This window comes from Bacteroides clarus, assembly GCF_015555825.1.
Classification (GTDB): domain Bacteria; phylum Bacteroidota; class Bacteroidia; order Bacteroidales; family Bacteroidaceae; genus Bacteroides; species Bacteroides clarus.
Map to the genome: position 1 here is coordinate 166,956 of NZ_JADNLF010000008.1, position 20,737 is coordinate 187,692.

Consider the following 20,737-nt stretch of genomic DNA (forward strand, 5'->3'; position numbering starts at 1 on the left):
CTTATCTGATGGTTGTAGACTCACCGATCCAACCGCCGATCGTGATACGGTCACCGGCTTTGTAACCCAACATAAAGAGGTCTTTAGCCTGCGGAGTATGACGCGCATACGTTGAAATCAGTTCATTAACTTTGTCTGTAACGCTTGGGTCTACAGCTTTAGCGCGTTGCAGCTTATCGATAACAACAAAATAAGTACATCTGTTCAAAGCGGGTTCGTCGCTCCAGTTAGGATTTGAACCGTACATTTGAGCCAGCAGGATGTAAGGCTCGCCGTAGCTTTCATTGAAGCTGATGGCTTTCTGAGCATAGCTTCTTGCCTGAGACAGCTTCTTGGCCTGCCACAAAGCGGCAGCGGTAGCATAAGCCATTTCGGCTTTCTTCGCGTTATCGGTCTCCATACCCAGCGCTTCGTCGAAGTACTTCACAGCAGTGTCGTAGTCACCTTTCTTGTAGTACATATATGCTACGCCTACGGCAGCATCCGCACTCGGGTTAACACGATACAGATAGTCGGAAGCCTTGAAATACGCCTCGCTCTCATTACACTTCATCATCTTCAGGATGGTGATGGTCTTCTTCAGGAAAGCGGAGTCGGACTTGTTTTCCTCAACTTTAGGACCGTAGATATTCTGCAAGGACTCACAATCGGCTACACCGCTGTTCACGAACATAGCTACCAAATTGTCCTTGATTGTCTGCAGCACGGCTTTTTTCTTAGCGTTATCCTCTGCTGCAATAGCATCGTCAGCGTACTGTGAAGCGTTGATATAATCCTGGAAGAATTGGTCTGTGTGATTAGTGTCGGCTTTTACTTTCTGCATGGACACATCTACAAAATAGTGCAATACGGCACCGTCAGATTCACCCTTAGCGGTTTCAGCGGATTCCTTCAACCATGCATAAGCCTGGTTCAAATCCGGAGCCGGTGAATATTGCAGATAATCCACGGCTTTTGTACCTAACGCAGACGCAACACTCGGTACACCCTTCATCTTCGTAGCAAATTCAGGAATATACTTCATTTTCTGGTCATGTACAGCCATCAGTTCGTCAAACAGCTTCTTATACTCTGCAGAATTACGATCCTTAATCTGGCTCATCAAGCCGACGAGAATCTTTTGCGCATCGGTATAAGTGTAATATCTCAATGTCGGACAATCTTTCAGAACTTCCATACAAGGGGCGTAAGCGTCCTTGAAATTTTTCGCTCTTACCGCCTCATGCGAGATACTACTATTGGCATTACAATCACTTTGTGCGAAAGTGCTGGTTACTCCACCCGAAAGGAGCAAAACAGCGACAAGCGTTTTAATTTTCATTGTATTTAAATTTTAGTTGTTATATTGTCTATTTTCACCATTCAACATTAATCGACTTTCCGTTTGAAGAACCAGCGTTCGTTAAAAGTCACCCCGATGCAGACGCGCAATGTGTTTTCATTGAGAAACGCCGCTGTCTTACCTTCGGTTCTTACATACTGCGCCGAGAGGCTCAATACGGAACGCGTACGCGGAATAGGAAGTCCGAAACCGGCAGTCACTCCATATTCATTGGCGGCACGCATGCCATTTATTTTGTAATACGGCTGGGAATAATAAGCTCCCAAACGGTATTTCACATGCGCCAAATAACTTCTTCCCAAAGGATTCGGCAGAAATTCGGCGCCTAAAGCTATCTTCGTACGATTACAGAAAGCGTTCTTCGCATTCATGTAAGTAACCGAACTCCATTTCTGGAAAGTAAAATCGGCGCCTACCGTCAAACGTTTGTCGTATACATAGCTGAGACCTATGCCGAAACTCATCGGGCTGCCGAACGTAGCGACCGTGTCCCGGGTATTTATCGTAGCGCCCGTATTGCTGTCGCCCAACTGGTCTTGCACGTACGAATCGTTACCCAAATCATGTCCCGGCGAGAATACCACTCCTAAAGTAGCTTCATGTTTTTTGCCGAACGCCTGCGTGTACTGCGCGCCGAAGTCCAGCTTATAGCTTTGTATGGACGTACCCGTCACCGTAGTCAACGGCAAGGTAGACGAGTTGTTCGGGAATGTCATGGCTCTCGTATGCGTTATATCCCCCCAAAGATACGAAATGTTCGCGCCAACGGAAAGATTTTTAAATATTTTAAATCCGGCCCCCAGATATAACTGGTGCAGTCCGCCGTCTCCGTAATATTGCAACGCGCTGGACTGTGAAGGATAATTCGCGTCTTCCCGATATTCTCCCATGCTATATCCCACATTGGAATAAGGCAGCAGTCCCAAACTCATGGCCGCCCATTTACCCAGGCGAAATTGCATTGTAATATAGTCGAAACTGGAGTTTTTGGCATTTTGCTTCACCGTACCGTTACTGAAGTTCGTGTTCTGCAAAGAGATACCGCCGTCAAAAATAAAAGTAAGCGAATCTATCGCCGTATAGGATGCCGGATTAGCGAAATTCACCTGGTATTTATCCCGTAATCCGTATGCAATACCACCCATGGCTTTGCTATTACCTGAACCTTGGTCTGCCAATTGTCCGTATCCGTATCGTGTATAGGGAGAATTCGTATTATTTTGAGCGATTGCCGCTCCGGACAACATCATGAGCAAGAACACCAAGAGTGTTTGTCTATATCCTATCATTATTATAGTTTAAAATTCTATTTAATCCTTTCAACACTAAAAATCTGTCTGCAAAGATGATACTTTTTAAGTTTGTATCAAAAGAAAAATCATCGCCGCCCGTTAAAAAAACCAAAAGTTCAGGATATTTATGCTTCATGGCCATTATGTAGCCCGAAATTTCATATTCCATGCCTTTCAGCACTCCTTCGCGCATTGCCGTATCGGTATCCTTACCCAGCGGCAGCCGCCGCCCTTCGCGTGACACCAGCGGAAGCCGCCCTGTCAGCTCGTGAAGTGCTTTAAAGCGCATTTGCACACCCGGCGAGATATTCCCGCCATGATAGCGGCCGGCGGCATCTACAAACTCATAAGTGATGCAAGTTCCGGCATCTATCACCAGAATATCCTTTCCGGGAAATTGTTCATAGGCGCCCACCACAGCCGCCATACGGTCGTACCCCAATGTCTCGGGAGTTTCATACAGGTTCTCTACCGGAAGCGATGTTGTTTCATTCAGCCACAACAGCGGAACGGGCAAACGCGCCAATTGCGCCGACACTTGCTCATTCAGATCGATAACGGTAGCCGCAATGGCTTTCTCAACGGCATATTTCGCGCAGATATCCGGCAGATTTTCAAGCGTTTGATTGGAATCGTAGAACACCTCGACGATGTCCTTGTCTTTAAACACCGCTATCTTTGCAACGGTATTGCCTATATCGATTATAAGATTCATTCTGCATATATTTAAAGCGGGGCAAAGATAGCACTTTTTTCGATTGTTTTACATGCGCGTTACACTAAGTTTACAGGTTTTCCCTTATATATAACCACGCATAAATCTTAAGGCTCGCCCGTATGCGCGCATTATCTTTATCTTTTTATTTCCGAAAAATCGCCGATGTTATCACGATTGACAGAGGAGGGTATACCCCCCTCCGCATATACGGCGATTTTTATAGTACTTGAAAAAAGTTTTTCACCACAGTGGAAATCCGTTATGACGTACATCAAAAAACGGTTTGGGTATAGTGCGAAAAGAAACGGGATGCAGATGTAAAAAAGACGAAAGGAGTGTCCGCAATAATTGCCGTTTTAAGATTTAAAGCGTATCTTTGTAACGAATTACAAGATATGACCCCGATTCAAATCAGTGATAATAAAAAAAAGACAAATGAAATTCTCCTTACCAGCTTTCCGCATACTTATTTTTCTTTTCCTCTGCCTACCTTTCATCGCCGTGCAAGCGCAAGAACACAAAAGAGACACTCCGGATTCCATACGCATCAGCCTGCTGACATGCGCCTCGGGCGAAGAAATATACTCCCTTTTCGGACATACCGCCATACGATACGAAAACCATACGCGCGGCATTGACGCCGTATTCAATTACGGCATCTTCAACTTCAACGCGCCGAACTTCATTCTCCGTTTCGCTTTGGGTGAAACGGATTATCAGTTGGGTGTCAACAGTTACGAACGTTTTGCCGCCGAATATCACTATCTGGAACGCGATGTCTGGCAACAAGAGCTGAACCTCACCCCGCAGGAAAAAGAGAGGCTGATAGCCTTGCTCGAAGAAAACTATCGCCCCGAAAACCGGGTATACCGTTACAATTTCTTTTATGACAACTGCGCCACCCGCCCACGCGACTTAATAGAAAAATCCATTGACGGGAGCCTGCAATATGCTGACAATATGACCGATACGAACACCGGTACATCCTTTCGCGACTTGTTGCACAAATACAGCGAGGGACATCCCTGGTCGCGTTTCGGCATGGACTTATGCATGGGCAGCCAGGCTGACGAAATCATCAACCGCCGACTGATGATGTTTGTCCCTTTCTATGTACAAGACTACTTCAATCAAGCCCATATTGTAAACAAAGACGGACAAGCACGTCCTTTGGTGCTGAATGAAGAGAAAATAATAATGACCGGAAGCGAAGAAGCGGAACAGCCTTCCGACGGCTTCACCCCGATGCAGGCCGCTTTACTCCTGTTTATACTGACCGCGGCCGCCACCATCTACGGAATACGCCGGAAGAAAACGCTTTGGGGAATTGATTTGGCACTGTTTTTTGCCGCCGGAACGGCGGGATGTATATTGGCGTTCCTCGCCCTGTTCTCCCAACACCCTGCCGTCAGCCCCAATTATCTGCTGTTTGTATTCCACCCGCTGCATCTTTTCTGCCTGCCATGCATGCTGAACAGAGTGCGAAAAAGGAAAAGAAGCCGCTATATGCTGGCAAACTTCATAGTTTTAACACTTTTTATATTGCTTTGGCTCGTAATACCGCAAAGATTTCCGTTAGCAGTGTTACCTTTGGCACTTTGTTTGCTGATACGTTCTGCAAGCAACCTAATTCTCACATACGATAAGAAATAATGAAGAAAGGACTGATAACTTCCATACTCGCGCTGACATTCGGCAGCCTGCAAGCCCAGCCGTTGCCACCATCTCCGAAGCTCGTGGTGACGCTGACAATAGACCAACTGCGCACGGACTACATGGAAGCATTCCCGTCATTGTATGGAGAAAGGGGCTTTAAACGGCTGTTAAGGGAAGGGAAAGTGTTCCGCCAGGCGGAATATTCTTTCAACGTCACCGACCGCGCCTCGGCCATCGCCGCTTTTTATACGGGTACCACACCGTCTATGAACGGCATCATAGCCGAACGTTGGTTCGACCCGAAAACCTTGCGTCCCAGGAATTGCGTAGACGATTCAGCCTTCATGGGTAACTATACCGACCAGAACACCGCCCCTACACAACTGCTGACTTCCACTTTTTCCGACGAGCTTAAAATAGCCACCAAAAACGCCGCATTGGTATATTCCATCGCCCCCTTCCGTGATGCCGCCGTCCTTTCGGCGGGACATAGCGGCAACGGCGCGTTCTGGCTGAACCATAAAACCGGCAAATGGTGCGGTACAACCTATTACGGCGAATATCCCTGGTGGCTGAGCCAATACAATGACGGGCAATCACCCGACTTCCGCATCAAGGAAATGGAGTGGAACCCTCTCCACCCCGTCACAAGCTATACATTCCTGCCCGAATGGCGTACCATCCCTTTCAAATACAAGTTCGAAACAGAAAAGGACAATAAATACCGCCGGTTGATAACCAGCCCGCTCATCAACGATGAAGTGAACCGAGTGGCGGAAGATTTACTGGATAAAAGCAATATCGGCAAGGATGAAATAACGGATTTACTTGCAATCACCTATTATGCAGGCAACTACAATCACCGCAGCACGCAAGAGTGCGCCATGGAAATGCAAGACACCTACGCCCGCTTAGACCAAAGCATCGCTCATCTGCTGGATATGCTGGAACGCAAGGTGGGTCTGCAAAACGTGCTGTTGTGCATCGCCTCTACGGGATATACCGACCCGGACGGAGCAGATATAGGCATCTACCGTATTCCCGGCGGAGAATTCTATCTGAACCGTTGCGCCACTTTGCTGAACATGTACCTGATGGCGACTTACGGTGAAGGACAATACGTAGAAGGCTATTATAATCAACAGATATATCTCAATCATAAATTAATAGAAGAGAAGCAGTTGAATCTTGCCGACATGCAGCAAAAGTCGGCAGAATTTCTGGTACAGTTCAGCGGAGTAAACAAGGTATATTCCGCCTACCACTTGCTGTTGGGCTCCTGGTCGCCGCAGATAGAGCGCATACGCAACGGCTTTCACCGCCACCGCTCCGGCGATTTGATTATCGAAGTTCTGCCGGGCTGGACTGTCATGCAGGAAAACAGCAATGACAACCGCGTGGTACGTGCCGCCGCCATACCCGCCCCCCTCATACTTCTCGGTAAAGGAATAAAGCCGGAAATAATCCGCATGCCGGTCGCCGTAGACCGCGTTGCTCCCACCCTGTCGAGCGCGATGCGCATTCGTGCTCCCAATGCGTGCACAGCCACACCGCTCAATTATTGATAAAGGCCGGTACAGAGAGCTGCAGAGTTTTATATTTCCGTAAAACTCCTTATCCTCCGCGGCAACCCCTTAAAATAATCAGTGTAACTTTACGTTATCTGTTGCAAAATCAGTAACTTTGCACGCCATATAAACTTAGTAAATAATAATAAAAACAAATACATAATGGGATTTAATGAATTTTTAAGCTCGATTTTCGGCAACAAAGCCACCCGCGACATGAAAGAGATAAAGCCGTGGGTAGACAAGGTAAAAGCCGCATATCCGGAAGTAGCCGCATTGGACAACGATGCCCTGCGCGCCAAAACCGAAGAATTGAAGGCATACATCCGCAACTCGGCAACAGAACAACGCGCCAAAGTGGAAGAACTGAAAGCAAGCGTTGAGAGCATCGAACTGGAAGAACGCGAAGAAGTCTTCGCTCAAATAGACAAGATAGAAAAAGAAATACTGGATATCTACGAAAAAGCATTGGATGAAGTATTGCCCGTCGCTTTCTCCATCGTAAAGGAAACAGCCAAGCGCTTCTCCGAAAACGAAGAAATCGTAGTAACCGCTACGGAATTCGACCGCCATCTGGCCGCTACCAAAGATTTTGTACGCATCGAAGGCGATAAGGCCGTTTATCAGAACCACTGGGTAGCCGGCGGTAACGACACGTTATGGAACATGGTGCACTACGACGTACAGTTGTTTGGCGGCGTGGTACTGCACAAAGGCAAGATTGCGGAAATGGCAACCGGTGAAGGTAAGACTCTGGTGGCTACCCTACCCGTATTCCTCAACGCACTGACCGGAAACGGCGTGCATGTGGTAACCGTAAACGACTATCTGGCAAAACGTGACTCCGAATGGATGGGCCCGCTTTATATGTTCCACGGTTTGAGCGTGGATTGTATCGACAGACACCAGCCCAACTCCGACGCACGCCGTCAGGCTTATCTTGCCGACATTACTTTCGGTACGAACAACGAATTCGGTTTCGACTACCTGCGCGACAATATGGCTATCAGCCCGAAAGACCTCGTACAGCGTCAGCACAATTACGCCATCGTGGATGAGGTCGACTCGGTATTGATTGACGACGCCCGTACTCCGCTGATTATCTCAGGCCCGGTTCCCAAAGGCGACGACCAGCTTTTCGAGCAACTCCGTCCGCAAGTGGAACGTCTGGTGGAAGCACAGAAAAAACTGGCCACGCAATACCTTGCCGATGCCAAACGCCTGATAGCTTCAAACGACAAGAAAGAACAGGAAGAGGGTTTCCTTGCATTATACCGCAGCCATAAATGTTTGCCGAAGAACAAGGCGTTGATTAAGTTCCTCAGCGAGCAGGGTATCAAAGCCGGTATGCTCAAGACCGAGGAAATCTACATGGAGCAGAACAACAAGCGTATGCACGAGGTTACCGACCCGCTGTATTTCGTAATCGATGAAAAGCTGAACAGCGTAGACCTGACCGACAAGGGTGTAGACTTGATTAGCGGCAACTCCGAAGACCCCACATTCTTCGTGCTTCCCGACATCACCGCCCAACTCTCCGAGCTGGAAAATGAAAAGAGCCTGACGGACGAGGAACGCCTTGCCAAGAAAGACGCCCTTATGACTAACTTCGCCATCAAGAGCGAGCGTGTACATACCATCAACCAGTTGTTGAAGGCTTACACCATGTTCGAGAAAGACGACGAGTATGTGGTAATCGACGGTCAGGTGAAGATTGTGGACGAGCAGACCGGACGTATCATGGAAGGCCGCCGTTACTCCGACGGTTTGCACCAGGCCATCGAAGCCAAAGAAGGCGTGAAGGTGGAAGCCGCCACACAGACTTTCGCGACGATTACCTTGCAGAACTACTTCCGTATGTATCACAAACTGTCCGGTATGACCGGTACTGCCGAAACGGAAGCAGGCGAGCTTTGGGACATCTACAAACTGGATGTAGTCGTTATCCCGACCAACCGCCCCATTGCCCGTAACGACATGAACGACCGCGTTTACAAAACCAAACGCGAAAAATACAAAGCCGTTATCGAAGAAATCGAGAAGATGGTAGAAGCCGGACGTCCTGTCCTGGTAGGTACCACTTCCGTTGAAATCTCCGAAATGTTGAGCAAGATGTTGACCATGCGCAAAATCGAGCACAACGTATTGAATGCGAAACTGCATCAGAAAGAAGCCGACATCGTGGCCAAAGCCGGTTTGAGCTGCGCCGTAACCATCGCCACCAACATGGCGGGTCGTGGTACGGACATCAAGCTGAGCCCGGAAGTAAAAGCCGCGGGCGGTCTTGCCATTATCGGTACGGAGCGTCACGAGTCACGTCGTGTAGACCGCCAGCTGCGTGGTCGTGCCGGACGTCAGGGCGACCCCGGTTCATCCGTATTCTTCGTGTCTTTGGAAGACGACCTGATGCGTCTGTTCTCTTCCGACCGTATTGCCGGCGTAATGGACAAACTCGGTTTCAAGGAAGGCGAAATGATTGAGCACAGCATGATTTCCAAGTCTATCGAACGTGCGCAGAAGAAGGTGGAAGAAAACAACTTCGGTATCCGTAAGCGTTTGCTGGAATATGATGATGTCATGAACAAACAACGTACCGTGATCTACACCAAACGCCGCCACGCTTTGATGGGTGAGCGCATCGGTATGGATATTGTGAACATGATTTGGGACCGTTGTGTCAACGCCATCGAAGCTCCTACTTATGAGGACTGCAAAATGGACTTGCTCCAAACGCTTGCCATGGAAACTCCTTTCACGGAAGAAGCATTCCGTAACGAGAAGAAAGAGAAACTGGCCGACAAGACATTCGACGCCGCTATGGAACTCTTCAAACGCAAAACCGAACGTATGGCGCAAATCGCTTATCCGGTTATCAAGCAGGTGTACGAAAACCAGGGACACATGTACGAAAACATCCTGATTCCCATTACGGACGGCAAGCGTATGTATAACATCTCCTGCAACCTGAAAGCCGCCTACGACAGCGAATGCAAGGAAGTAGTGAAATCATTCGAGAAGTCCATCCTGCTGCACGTTATCGACGAGGCATGGAAAGAGAACCTGCGCGAACTGGACGAATTGAAACACTCCGTACAGAATGCCAGCTACGAACAGAAAGACCCGTTGTTGATTTACAAGCTGGAGTCCGTAAACCTGTTCGACACCATGGTAGACAAGATAAACAACCAGACTGTTTCTATCCTGATGCGCGGACAAATTCCGGTACAGGAACCGCAGGAAGTGCGTCAGGCCGCTCCCGAGCAACGTCAGGATTTAAGCAAGTACCGCGAACAAAAGCAGGACTTGAACGATCCGAACCAGCAAGCCGCTGCCCAACAGGATACGCGCGAACAGCAGAAGCGCGAGCCTATCCGCGCAGAGAAGACGGTAGGACGTAACGATCCTTGTCCTTGCGGAAGCGGCAAGAAGTACAAGAATTGTCACGGAAAGAATGCGTAAAAAAAGCGATTAGGGGTTAGGGATTAGGGGAGCGCTTTAGTGCGGGTACTGACTGATAATCACTAACCGTCAATCACTAACCGGTATAATAAAGGCCTCGAACGGTTAAAAACTGTTCGGGGCTTTTATTTATTCAAGTAAAAGATTACTTTTGTTTTTTAGAACTAAGAATAAAAGGCTATGACTAAATACTCTTATTACCTGTTACTGTCTTGTTTGATGCTTTTGGCGGGTTGCCAAACCGTCGAACCGCTTGCCATAGATTATATGTTACCGGCGGATGTAAGTTTCCCGCCGAGTTTGAAACGGGTAGCCATTGTCAATAACATGCCTGAAGTCCCGGACAACAAACCGATTCTTGCCAAAGAAAAAAAGAAAGACGGTTTTGAGATAGCCCGTAAGATAGATTATTACAACGGTAACGGCGCCATTACCGCCGAGGCCCTTGCAGAAGCTCTTGCACATGAGAATTATTTCAATGAGGTGGTTATCTGTGATTCGGCCTTGCGCGCCCATGATGTCACTCCACGTGAGGGAGCTTTATCGGAAACAGAAGTGAACCGGCTGGCACATGAGCTGGACGTGGATTTCCTCATTGCACTGGAGAATGTACAGATACGTGCCGTCCGGAGAATAAGCTACCTGAAAAGCTGGGGTATTTACCAGGGAACGGTGGATGCCAAAGTGTATCCCACCGTCAGGGTTTATCTGCCCGACCGCAGTACGCCTATGGTGACCATCAGCGCCAAGGACAGCATCTTTTGGGAAGAAACGGGAAACGGACCTTTCGTACAGAGCCACCTTATCAATGAGGAAGATTTGATAAAACAAGCCTCTGAGTTTGCCGGAAGCATCCCTGTAAAGAAGTTACTGCCATATTGGAAAACCGCCAACCGTTATCTGTTCTGCGGCGGTTCCGTAAACATGCGTGACGCCGCCATATATGCCGGAGATAAGAAATGGGGTACGGCCATCGAGCTGTGGAAGCAGACCTACGCTACCAAGAAAGGGAAGAAAAAGATGCAGGCAGCCTACAATCTCGCTGTCGGCTATGAGATGCAGGACAGCATTGCCACCGCTCTCGATTGGGCGTTGAAAGCGCAAGCCGAAGCTCGTATCGTAGACGGCGTGGACAAAAAAGATTTGACTCATCTTGGCAAAGCGGATCTCCCCTATTATGTCCTTACAACGCTTTACGTAACCGAATTAGAAGAGCGAAAAGCAGGCTTATCACGCCTGAACATGCAAATGCAGCGATTTAATGATGATTTTTAGTCAAATACTGTAGATATAATTGTTTTTTTTATACCTTTGAACATCCATTAAGTAAAGAAAAGCAATTATGAAACTTAGTCAACCGTCATTATCTCTCCTCGAAGAAACCATCAAACAGGCAATCGGCAAATACACTTGCGGTTGCGAGCAAACCGTCGTTACGGATATTCACCTGCAAGCCAACCAAAGCTCGGGCGAATTCTTCATATTCGATGATGACGACAAGGAACTCGCCAATGCCACCATCGAAGAATGGATGACATACGAAGGTGATGATTTTTACGAGAACATGGAGCGTATCCTGAGCAACCTGCTCTGTAACATGAAGAATCAGGGCGCTTTTGATAAGCTGACCATCATGAAGCCTTTCTCTTTCGTACTGGTAGATGATGATAAGGAAACCATAGCCGAACTTTTACTGCTGGACGACGATACCCTGTTGGTAAACGAAGAGTTGCTGAAAGGATTGGATGAGGAGTTGGATGCTTTCTTGAAAGACTTGCTGGAGAAATAAGTACTCAATAAGTTTACAATATAAAAAGAATTAGTCCCACAATCGTTTAATTTGTGGGACTAATTCTTTTTATATTATATAAGCTCATTAAAAATGAAAATCTATATTCTCCGTTCTTTGGCCAACTATCATATTTCTTAAACGGGTGGCAACTTCAGGATATTGTTCAACAAGATTAGCAATCTCAGCCGGATCTATACTCAAATTATATAACTCTTCATAAGTCTTTTCCGGAACAGCCACCTGTAATCTTATTAGTTTCCAACCGTCAGATGTCATAATTGACTGCTTGCCACCTCCTTCAAAAAACTCGTAATAAATACAAGAATGTTTCTTTTGCTGCTTATCTTTTTTAGTAAGAGTAGGTAAATAGGATATTCCATCACAAGTGTTCGGAGCATTGACTTGCAGTAAATCACTTATGGTCGGCAAAAAATCCCAAAAAGCGGAAACATGGTCAGTTACAACTCCAGCTGGAATAATTCTTGGCCATTGAATAACAAACGGAGTACGTATTCCACCTTCATACAAATCTCTTTTATACCCTCTGAAAGGACCATTACTATCAAAAAAATAAGGATCGTGCCCACCCTCTGCGTGTACTCCATTATCTGAGGTAAAAACTACAATCGTATTATCATATAAACCCAATTCTTTCAGTTTATCTATAATAATCCCAACACTCCTATCTAAGTAAGTCACCATAGCCGCATAAGTGGCACGGGGAGTTGCCTGCTGTTTGTATCCTCGGCCTGTAAATGGAGTCTCACAAAACATCCCTTCATATTCTTGTTGTTGCTCTTTTATAATATCAAGATCTGCATGAGGGATAGTCGGTGAATAATAAAGAAAAAAGGAATTCTGCTTATACTGTTCTATAAAATCCAGAGACTTTTTTAGCATCAAATCATGAGAATAAACCTTACCATTTAGCTCTATCCTTTTATCATTCTCATGTAGAAAATCCGGATAATAACTATGGGCAAAGCCTTGCCCCAGATACCCATAGAAATAATCAAAGCCATGTTTATCAGGCATACCTTCTGTACCAGGTCCACCTAGCCCCCATTTACCAATGCAAGCTGTCATATAGCCTCGTTTCTTAAATATGTCAGCCACAGTCACTTCCTCTTTGGGTAAAGGAGTTTCATAGGCTAACCCATCAGATCCCAAAACTTTCTTATTTCCTCTAACGGCAGCATGCCCCATATGTTTTCCTGTAAGCAATGCACAACGAGAAGGCGCACTGACAGTAGAACCAGCATAATGTTGCATGAATTTCATTCCATGCCGGGCAATATTATCAATATTAGGAGTTTTTATCTGACGCTGACCATAGCATCCTAAGTCACCAATCCCCAAATCATCCGCCATTATATAAATTACATTAGGAAAGCTTTTTACCGTTTGAGCAGACATACTTCCCGGCAATATCATTGCAATAGAAAACAAACAATTTACTATTTTCATAACTAACTATTTTATATATTCATAATTCTAATGAAAGAAGCCTTTCTTCCAATAATCAGGTTAAAAGACTTCTTTCTGTCCTATGAGAAGATATCACGCTAATATCCAGGATTTTGTTCCGCTTTTTTCTCTTCTGCAGTCAAAGCATGCCCGCTTTTCTGTATTGCATCCAAATAGGTTTGTGGAATAGGACGTAAACAATGATGTTCATCAATATTAGGAGCAGCATCGGGATTAAAAGCACGCGCACGAGCTACAAGCGTCTTCGTTCGAGCCAAATCTACCCAGCGCAAAAACTCTCCACACAACTCACGTGAACGCTCATTTAATAAGAAACACATCATACGATCATAGTCACCCGTATAATTCAATTTAGTAATAATCTCCTCATCCTCAGCTGGAAGACTATGTATATCTGTCACTTCCAAATCAGTTGCAGCTGTCGTAGGTGTTATATTATTAGACTCATAATACGAATTTTCCGGGATATAAGAGTTTATATCTCCCATGCTGGGATATCCTAATGCTCCCGAATGATAAGCTGCACCACCATCGCAATAAGCAGACCTATTTTCTCCTGTTTTATAAGCAGCCCGTTTACGAAGTTCATTGATATAATATAATGCATCATTATATTCATGCAAACGAATCAAAGCCTCAGCAGCTATAAGATAAGTTTCTCCTAAACGTGCCAAAATACCATCACGGGCACCAACATTATCGGTTACTCCTTCACGTGAGCCATCAAAATATTTACTTAAAGATGGAAAATGTGATTTATCATCGTAAAGAGCCGTATCATCCTTGCCATTCTTACCTTTGGGATAAGCTACAAAAACAGTAGGAATTGTTTTACCAGTTTTTTCACAAATCACCTTATCTTTCATCTGCATACTCTCAAATCGGGTATCACCAGGGCGATTAACCACATACATAATACCCAGATCACCTTTTTGGTAGACAGAACCTTTTGCCGGGTTGTTTACTGCATATTTTGTTTTAAAACTTTTCCAGAAACGTGAATCATTCACCATATCATAAACATTATACATATAGTATGTAGTACGTAAACGCTGATATTCTCTTCCGCCTGCAATATCGCGCATCATTTGCGATAGTTCCGAATATTTAGCAAGAAAGTACAAATGGCAAGTATTACCATAACGTCCTCTAGAAGATTTATCTGCAGAAAACTGAGCAGCTAAAATAACTTCACTCAACTGTTCATTGTCCCCATCCGGTGTGGTATAGTTCCATAAATCAGAATAATCCGGAGCTAAGCTACGGTGAGCAATTACCTCTTTTGCTAACCGTAGAGCCTCTGTACAATCGGCAGACTTTGTTTTATCATTCCAACTATCGTTTATTTCACTGGCACGAAAGAGATACGCTTTTGCCAAAAAATGCGCAGCTGCATCCTTTGTCATATCTCCTGCCATAGTTGCTGTTTGAGGTAATAACTCATACGCTTTCTTTAAATCATTAATAACTTGCTGTACAGTAGACTCTGTTGTCGCACGAGTAAACTCTCTCTCTGGTATCGTATTAGTAGATAGCTTTAAAGGCACTCCACCATACTGCGAAACTAACTTTAAATAATTAAATCCTCTGAGGAAATGGGCCTCTCCCATATATCTTTCCTTATTACTACCTGTATATTTTTCTGAGGATACTTTTTCCAGTAAAAGATTAGCTGTATTAATACCAACATACATATTATCCCACAATGTTTCCATTAAAGCTGTATTTGAATCCATTGCCGTAATCTGCGATTTAAAACTGCCATCATAACTATTCCAAGCAGCATTAGAAGTATTTCCACCTATACGAAACTCATCTGTTCCAAAATTAGTGGTTGCGTACGCCCACTCTTTAGAAAAATGAAAACGTAAATTATAATACATACCTTGTGCTAATTCAGTAATACCTTCATCCGTATCAAAGTAATCAGTACTCAGTTGAGTTGTAAGTTCTTCATCCAAAAAATCACTACAAGAGCTCAAAGTATTTCCAACCAGTGTCATCGCTAATACACTGTATACAATTTTCTTATATAGTTTCATAATCATTCTATTTTATTTCTATTAAAAACCAATGTTCAATCCTATAGTATATCCACGATTCCAAGTAGTAGTTCCGGCCTGTGAGGCATCCAACTCAAGAAAATCAATGTTTGAAAATATTCTTCCCGGATTCTTAGCTTGAACATAAACTCTCAAATTGGATAACCCCCACTTCTTGACAAGTAATTGTGGGAAAGTATACCCCAATGACACATTACGTACTTTCAGGAAAGAACCATTCTTATAGCCAATAATATTATAATAAGGATCCCCTGCAGAACCACTATATATGGGCTTTTGGTACTCAGCATTCTTATTATTTTCATTATAGTAATTAATTTTCCGCTGAGTATAGCGTCCTCCTTGATATTCTCCTCCTGTATCAACCATATAATCAAAGCGTCCGTACAGCATAAAAGAGAAATCCAAATTCTTGTAAGAGAAAGTATTAGTCATGCCCAAAGTCCAACGTGGACGCGTATGCCCTATCACTACCCGGTCATCATTCGGGTCTATTAAATAATCATGATTCTGATCGACGGGGCGTACCATACCTGCAGCAAATTTATGTCCATTCGCATTAAACTTAGCCATTTCCGCAACATCCTCTTCTTTCCATAATCCTGCAGACTGATATCCATAAACTACTCCCAAAGCATGCCCTATAAACCAATTATTATTTATGTCATCTTCTTTGCCATTTGCCAGGGTTTCTATTTTATCTTTTTGCCAAGCCGCATTTAAAGTTGTACTCCACTCAAAGTCAGATGTCTTTACATTCACAGTGTTCAAAGTTATATCGACACCTATATTTGAGGTCTCGCCAACATTAGAGTAAGTATTTTGATATCCATTCAAAGCAGGTATCGTCATCGCCATCAGCAAATCAGAGGTCTGTGAGGTATAAAAATCCAATACACCAGAGATACGTCCATTCAAAATAGCATAATCAAGCCCCACATTCCACTGTCTGGTTTTCTCCCAAGTCAAACTAGGGTTAGCCATGGCTACATCACCATCTTCCACCATCATTTCTGTCGGGACATGGCCCGATACCAAATTACTGCCAGAGGGATAAAATAAGGAAACAATTCCACCTTTAGTCTGATAAGGGTCAATAGCAGAATTACCTGTTACACCAACTCCCATACGTAACTTCAATTGATTAATCCAATGAATATTTTTCAGAAACTCTTCCTGCTCAAGACGCCAGCCTAGTGCAACACTCGGGAAAAAAGCCCATTTATTACCATCTGCAAGTTGGGAAGCACCATCCCAACGCCCGGACACTGTCAGCAAATATTTATTAGAATAATCATAATTCAACCGAAACATATATGACAAGAGTTGTTTTTCTATCAAGTTGCTGCTCCAACTATCCAAGTTTGATATATTTTGTTGATTCAAAGCATTCCATTTAGCGCTAGATAATGGAATCCCCACTGCTGCCATTGAGGCATCTTCATAGTGATATTTTGTAGCGCTTTGTAACAAAGTAACACCCAAAGAATGCTTACCTATCACCTTATCATAATAAATCAAATTATCCAATGTCCACGAAAAATCATGTTGATTCTCCAAAGAGGCATAATTAGGAGACCCATTCCGACTAACCGATTGAGCGTCCTCAAACGTACCATTACGCCAATAACGAAAATCAGGACCAAAGTTCAAACGATATCTAAGACCCTTAAGAGGCTTATAAATTTCACCTAAATCCAATTGAGCATACATACTGCCTATCACACGAAGCATTCTTCTTTCATATTCACTGTATTTCCAATCATCAACTACAGTTTTTACACCATCATCCCCACCCGGATAAATTATACGTTCTCCATTATCATCATAAGGTACCGCATAAGGAAAGATACTCGTAGAAGCCGCATATAGATTTTTAGGGATATTTGTCGATAGCTGTCCCACTGATTTAGCAGAAGAACCATATTGTTGTTCACTAAAAGTCGCATTGACATTCATACCCAATTTAAACCATTTAACAGGTGTCATATCGGTACTGACTTTCGCCGTATAGCGTGTATAAGATTCTCCCTTAATGGTACCCTCATTATTTAAATAGCCAAAAGACGCATAGCCCCGCATTTTCTCAGTACCACCACTCGCACTTAAAGTATGCTCATGAGTTATTCCTGTTTGTTTCACCATACTACCCCAATCTGTAGTAGGAACCTTAGAACCATCCCAAATACCACCAGCCCAGCCTCTTTCAATGTTTCTCCATGCATAAGGATCAGCGGATCCCATAAAAATATCATAATCATTTTCTTTTGTAGGCTGATCAGCTCTTGGATAAGTAGAAGGATCATAATAATAATATGCCCATCGGCGCCATTCAATATATTCAGCAGAATTCATCATTTCTGAATAATCCTGTAACGTTTCTATTGTCATCGTGCCTGAATAATTTAACGACATCTTACCTTCCTTACCTTGTTTAGTAGTAACCAAAACAACACCATTAGCACCGCGTGAACCGTAAATAGCAGTAGCAGATGCATCTTTTAATACATCTATAGATTCAATGTCCTGTGGATTTAAAGTTTCTATACCGCTGTTCGACATCAAAGGAATACCATCTACGACATATAATGGAGTATTACTTGCGCTTAGTGAGCGTACACCGCGTATATTGATAGTACCAATTTCACCCGGACGTTCATTACTCGTTATATCAACTCCTGCAGCCTTACCCTGCATAGCCTCAAAAGCATTAGCTACAGGACGAGAGGTTAAATCCTCTGAATTAACTCTGATCATAGCACCGGTGACATCTGACTTTTTCTGTACTCCGTATCCTACAACTACCACTTCATCCAGTACTTCCGCATCCTCTTTTAATGCTATATTCACCACATTTTTAATACCAACCGATACCTCTTGCGCAATATATCCTATATAAGAGATTACTAAAACAGCATCATCAGGGACTTCCAATGAATAATTACCATCAATATCGGTTATAGAGCCAATTGTAGTGCCTTTCACCTGGATAGAAGCCCCAATCAACGGTTCACCATTTGCATCACAGATTTTACCCGTTACACGTTTTTTACGTTCTTGTTGAGATGTCTGTATTTCAGTAGAAAGAATAATCTTTTTGCCAAGTACAGAGTATTTTACCTGGGTACCCTTGAATATTTCATCAAGAATTTTAAAGATATTACTATTATTTGCGGCAACAGAAACTTTACGATTTTGGTCCACATGTTTATTATTAAAGAAAAAAGTGAAATCTGACTGTTTCTCTATTTCAGACAATACTTCACTAACTGTCTTGTTTTGTACTTCAATCTTAATAACAGTGTTTTGAGCATAAGAATTCGAAGCATGGACCAAGGTTATAGAACAAATTAAAATTAATACAAACAGTCTCATAGCTAATGGAATTTTATTTAAGGTCAACCCCAAAGACATAATTCTCTCCAAAAATTGGAAACTAAAATATTTATGCATAAATTTGTATGGATTTAAAGTTAAAAAAAGAGTTTGTCTATGCTTGTCGCCAAACAAGCTATTGAACAATGAATCTATTTTCATACGGAACGATACGCCAATATCATTCCGTATGTTTTTATTTATGGAGATCTGTTTTTCATTTTATTTCAATTTTAAGTTAACATATTTCTACTAATAAATTTCTATCTTACTTTTCTTATCAGCTACATCTTGTTCTTCCATATAACGCCAACGTATCTTCGAAGAAATCTTGAAATGGTCTAATATTCTATCCAAACGTTCATTAGTGAATACACCCGTATAAGTGTCATCAATACCACGGTTATTAGTTATGACAAACTCCACATGATAACGTTTTTCCAACATACGAAAAGCTTCTCTTAAAGGAGTGCCAGATAAAATAATTGTTCCATCTTTCCAAGAGACTTCTGATTGACATGAGGTCTTATGTAAACTTGCTTTACGAACCTTTGAATCATACACCAACTTTTCTCCAGGTTTTAATCCTATTTTACGAGTATCAGTGTTCTCTTGGAACAAAAAATCAACTTTTCCCTCCAATAAAGTCGCAATGACCTTTTCATCTTTCTCATAAGCTTCCACATTAAAATGAGTGCCTAACACCTCTATTTGGGTTTGATGCGTAGTAGAAACAATAAAACGCCTCAAAGGATCTTTTGCTACCTCAAAATAGGCTTCTCCTATCAAATGCACTTCTCTGGTCTTACCATCAAATACAAGAGGATAACTTAAAGAGCTTTCTGAATTCAAATAAACAATCGAACTATCCGGTAAAACAACAGAAGTTATCATACCCGGATTTGTCCTTACATTGACAATCTGTGCTATTGATGAATGATATTCGGATTTATTGTTTCGCAATAATAGTCCTATTGTCACCAATAGAGGAATAAATAATATCGCGGCAGCATGTTGTATCCACTTCCAACCAATGCTTTTTTTTCGTATCGCAATTTGATTACTCACTTTATGTAAAGCCTTTTCTGTATCAACTTGCTTCGTAACCTTCCGTATATCTGTTGCAAGATAAATTGAATACAATTGCTGAATCAGCTTTTTATTTTCTTCTGATGATTCTGACCAAGCAACTATCAACTGGTACTCTTCATTCGTTACCTTGCCCTGATAATAACGGAACAATATCTCTTCTATTTTATCTATATTCTGATTCTCCATTATATTAATTACCTTTTATTTAAAAGACGCATGAGAAAACGGAGTTCCTAAACAAAAAAGCTTTTTTTTTCGATTTTATCCAAAAAATTATATCTTTGTCTTACAAAATTATATTATGAAAACAACATTGCATGAGGATTACCTCTTACTATCTGCCATAGAACAAAAGGACAAGAAAGCATTTGACACACTATTTAGGAAATACTATTCGGCATTATGTGCTTATTGTACTAATTTCGTAGAATTGGAAGATGCTGAAGAAATCGTACAAGATGTATTGTTATGGATTTGGAGACACCCTGATGCACACACTATTATTGAAACATCTCTTAGTAAATATCTATTTAAGATGGTCTATCATAAGGCCATCAGTCAACTGCGCCAGCAAAGTATTCGTCAACGAGTAAATACTGTTTTCTATGAACAGATGCAAGATATGTTACATGATATCGATCTGTATCAGATAAAGGAACTTGCCAAACACATCGAACAGGCTATTAAGGAACTTCCTCCTAGTTATCAGGAAGCATTCTGCCTACATCGCTTTAAAGGAATGAGCTATAAAGAGATTGCTTCCATATTAGATATATCTCCTAAAACAGTAGATTACCGAATTCAGCAGGCACTAAAAATATTACGGGTAGAATTAAAAGATTATTTGCCAATTGTGCTATTATTATTAGCTGCACCATATTCATCCACCTAA

At 43.1% G+C, this 20,737-nt stretch carries 13 protein-coding genes; 6 read left to right on the plus strand and 7 right to left on the minus strand.

Annotated features, from left to right (window positions below):
- Position 1: 1 nt before the first annotated feature.
- From I2F54_RS10530 to I2F54_RS10540, 3 genes are read right to left on the minus strand one after another with little or no spacing between them, the layout of a single operon-like run.
- Positions 2-1,321, minus strand: coding sequence for a tetratricopeptide repeat protein (locus I2F54_RS10530; RefSeq protein WP_009122483.1), 1,320 nt, complete (start codon positions 1,319-1,321; stop codon positions 2-4).
- 47 nt (positions 1,322-1,368) lie between these two features.
- Positions 1,369-2,631, minus strand: coding sequence for a membrane protein (locus I2F54_RS10535; RefSeq protein ID WP_009122484.1), 1,263 nt, complete (start codon positions 2,629-2,631; stop codon positions 1,369-1,371).
- Positions 2,618-3,349 carry a type III pantothenate kinase gene (locus I2F54_RS10540; RefSeq protein WP_087412797.1) on the minus strand — a complete coding sequence of 244 codons (732 nt, stop codon included), beginning with the start codon at positions 3,347-3,349 and terminating at the stop codon, positions 2,618-2,620. Before I2F54_RS10540 ends, I2F54_RS10535 begins: the two co-directional genes overlap by 14 nt.
- Before the next feature lie 438 nt (positions 3,350-3,787).
- On the opposite strand from I2F54_RS10540, the gene lnb reads away from it, so the two are divergent.
- The 5 genes from lnb (at position 3,788) to I2F54_RS10565 (ending at position 11,824) form a co-directional block, all read left to right on the plus strand.
- Positions 3,788-5,005, plus strand: a complete 1,218-nt coding sequence (gene lnb / locus I2F54_RS10545; protein WP_195501148.1) for a lipoprotein N-acyltransferase Lnb — start codon at positions 3,788-3,790, stop codon at positions 5,003-5,005.
- Entirely contained in the window at positions 5,005-6,573 is a 1,569-nt protein-coding gene (locus I2F54_RS10550) for an alkaline phosphatase family protein (RefSeq protein ID WP_195501149.1), read from the plus strand. Before lnb ends, I2F54_RS10550 begins: the two co-directional genes overlap by 1 nt.
- Positions 6,574-6,738: 165 nt before the next feature.
- Positions 6,739-10,035, plus strand: a complete 3,297-nt coding sequence (gene secA / locus I2F54_RS10555) for a preprotein translocase subunit SecA (RefSeq protein WP_195501150.1) — start codon at positions 6,739-6,741, stop codon at positions 10,033-10,035.
- 180 nt (positions 10,036-10,215) lie between these two features.
- The gene (locus I2F54_RS10560) at positions 10,216-11,310 is read left to right on the plus strand and encodes a DUF6340 family protein (protein ID WP_195501151.1); all 1,095 of its coding nucleotides are present in this window, start codon (positions 10,216-10,218) and stop codon (positions 11,308-11,310) included.
- A gap of 67 nt (positions 11,311-11,377) precedes the next feature.
- On the plus strand, positions 11,378-11,824 hold the full coding sequence (locus I2F54_RS10565; RefSeq protein ID WP_022217611.1) for a hypothetical protein: 447 nt from the start codon (positions 11,378-11,380) through the stop codon (positions 11,822-11,824).
- An 87-nt stretch (positions 11,825-11,911) separates the two neighbouring features.
- On the opposite strand, the gene I2F54_RS10570 is transcribed toward I2F54_RS10565, so the two are convergent.
- From I2F54_RS10570 to I2F54_RS10585, 4 genes are all read right to left on the minus strand, one after another.
- Entirely contained in the window at positions 11,912-13,294 is a 1,383-nt protein-coding gene (locus tag I2F54_RS10570; protein WP_118466769.1) for an arylsulfatase, read from the minus strand.
- A gap of 98 nt (positions 13,295-13,392) precedes the next feature.
- Positions 13,393-15,363 carry a RagB/SusD family nutrient uptake outer membrane protein gene (locus I2F54_RS10575; protein WP_195501152.1) on the minus strand — a complete coding sequence of 657 codons (1,971 nt, stop codon included), beginning with the start codon at positions 15,361-15,363 and terminating at the stop codon, positions 13,393-13,395.
- 15 nt (positions 15,364-15,378) lie between these two features.
- Positions 15,379-18,915: a TonB-dependent receptor gene (locus tag I2F54_RS10580; protein WP_195501153.1), complete on the minus strand. Its 3,537-nt coding sequence runs from the start codon at positions 18,913-18,915 to the stop codon at positions 15,379-15,381.
- Between the two features lie 90 nt (positions 18,916-19,005).
- Positions 19,006-20,031: a FecR family protein gene (locus I2F54_RS10585; protein ID WP_195501154.1), complete on the minus strand. Its 1,026-nt coding sequence runs from the start codon at positions 20,029-20,031 to the stop codon at positions 19,006-19,008.
- 115 nt (positions 20,032-20,146) lie between these two features.
- Here I2F54_RS10585 and I2F54_RS10590 point away from each other — a divergent pair, with 115 nt between their 5' ends.
- Positions 20,147-20,737: an RNA polymerase sigma-70 factor gene (locus I2F54_RS10590; RefSeq protein WP_118466766.1), complete on the plus strand. Its 591-nt coding sequence runs from the start codon at positions 20,147-20,149 to the stop codon at positions 20,735-20,737.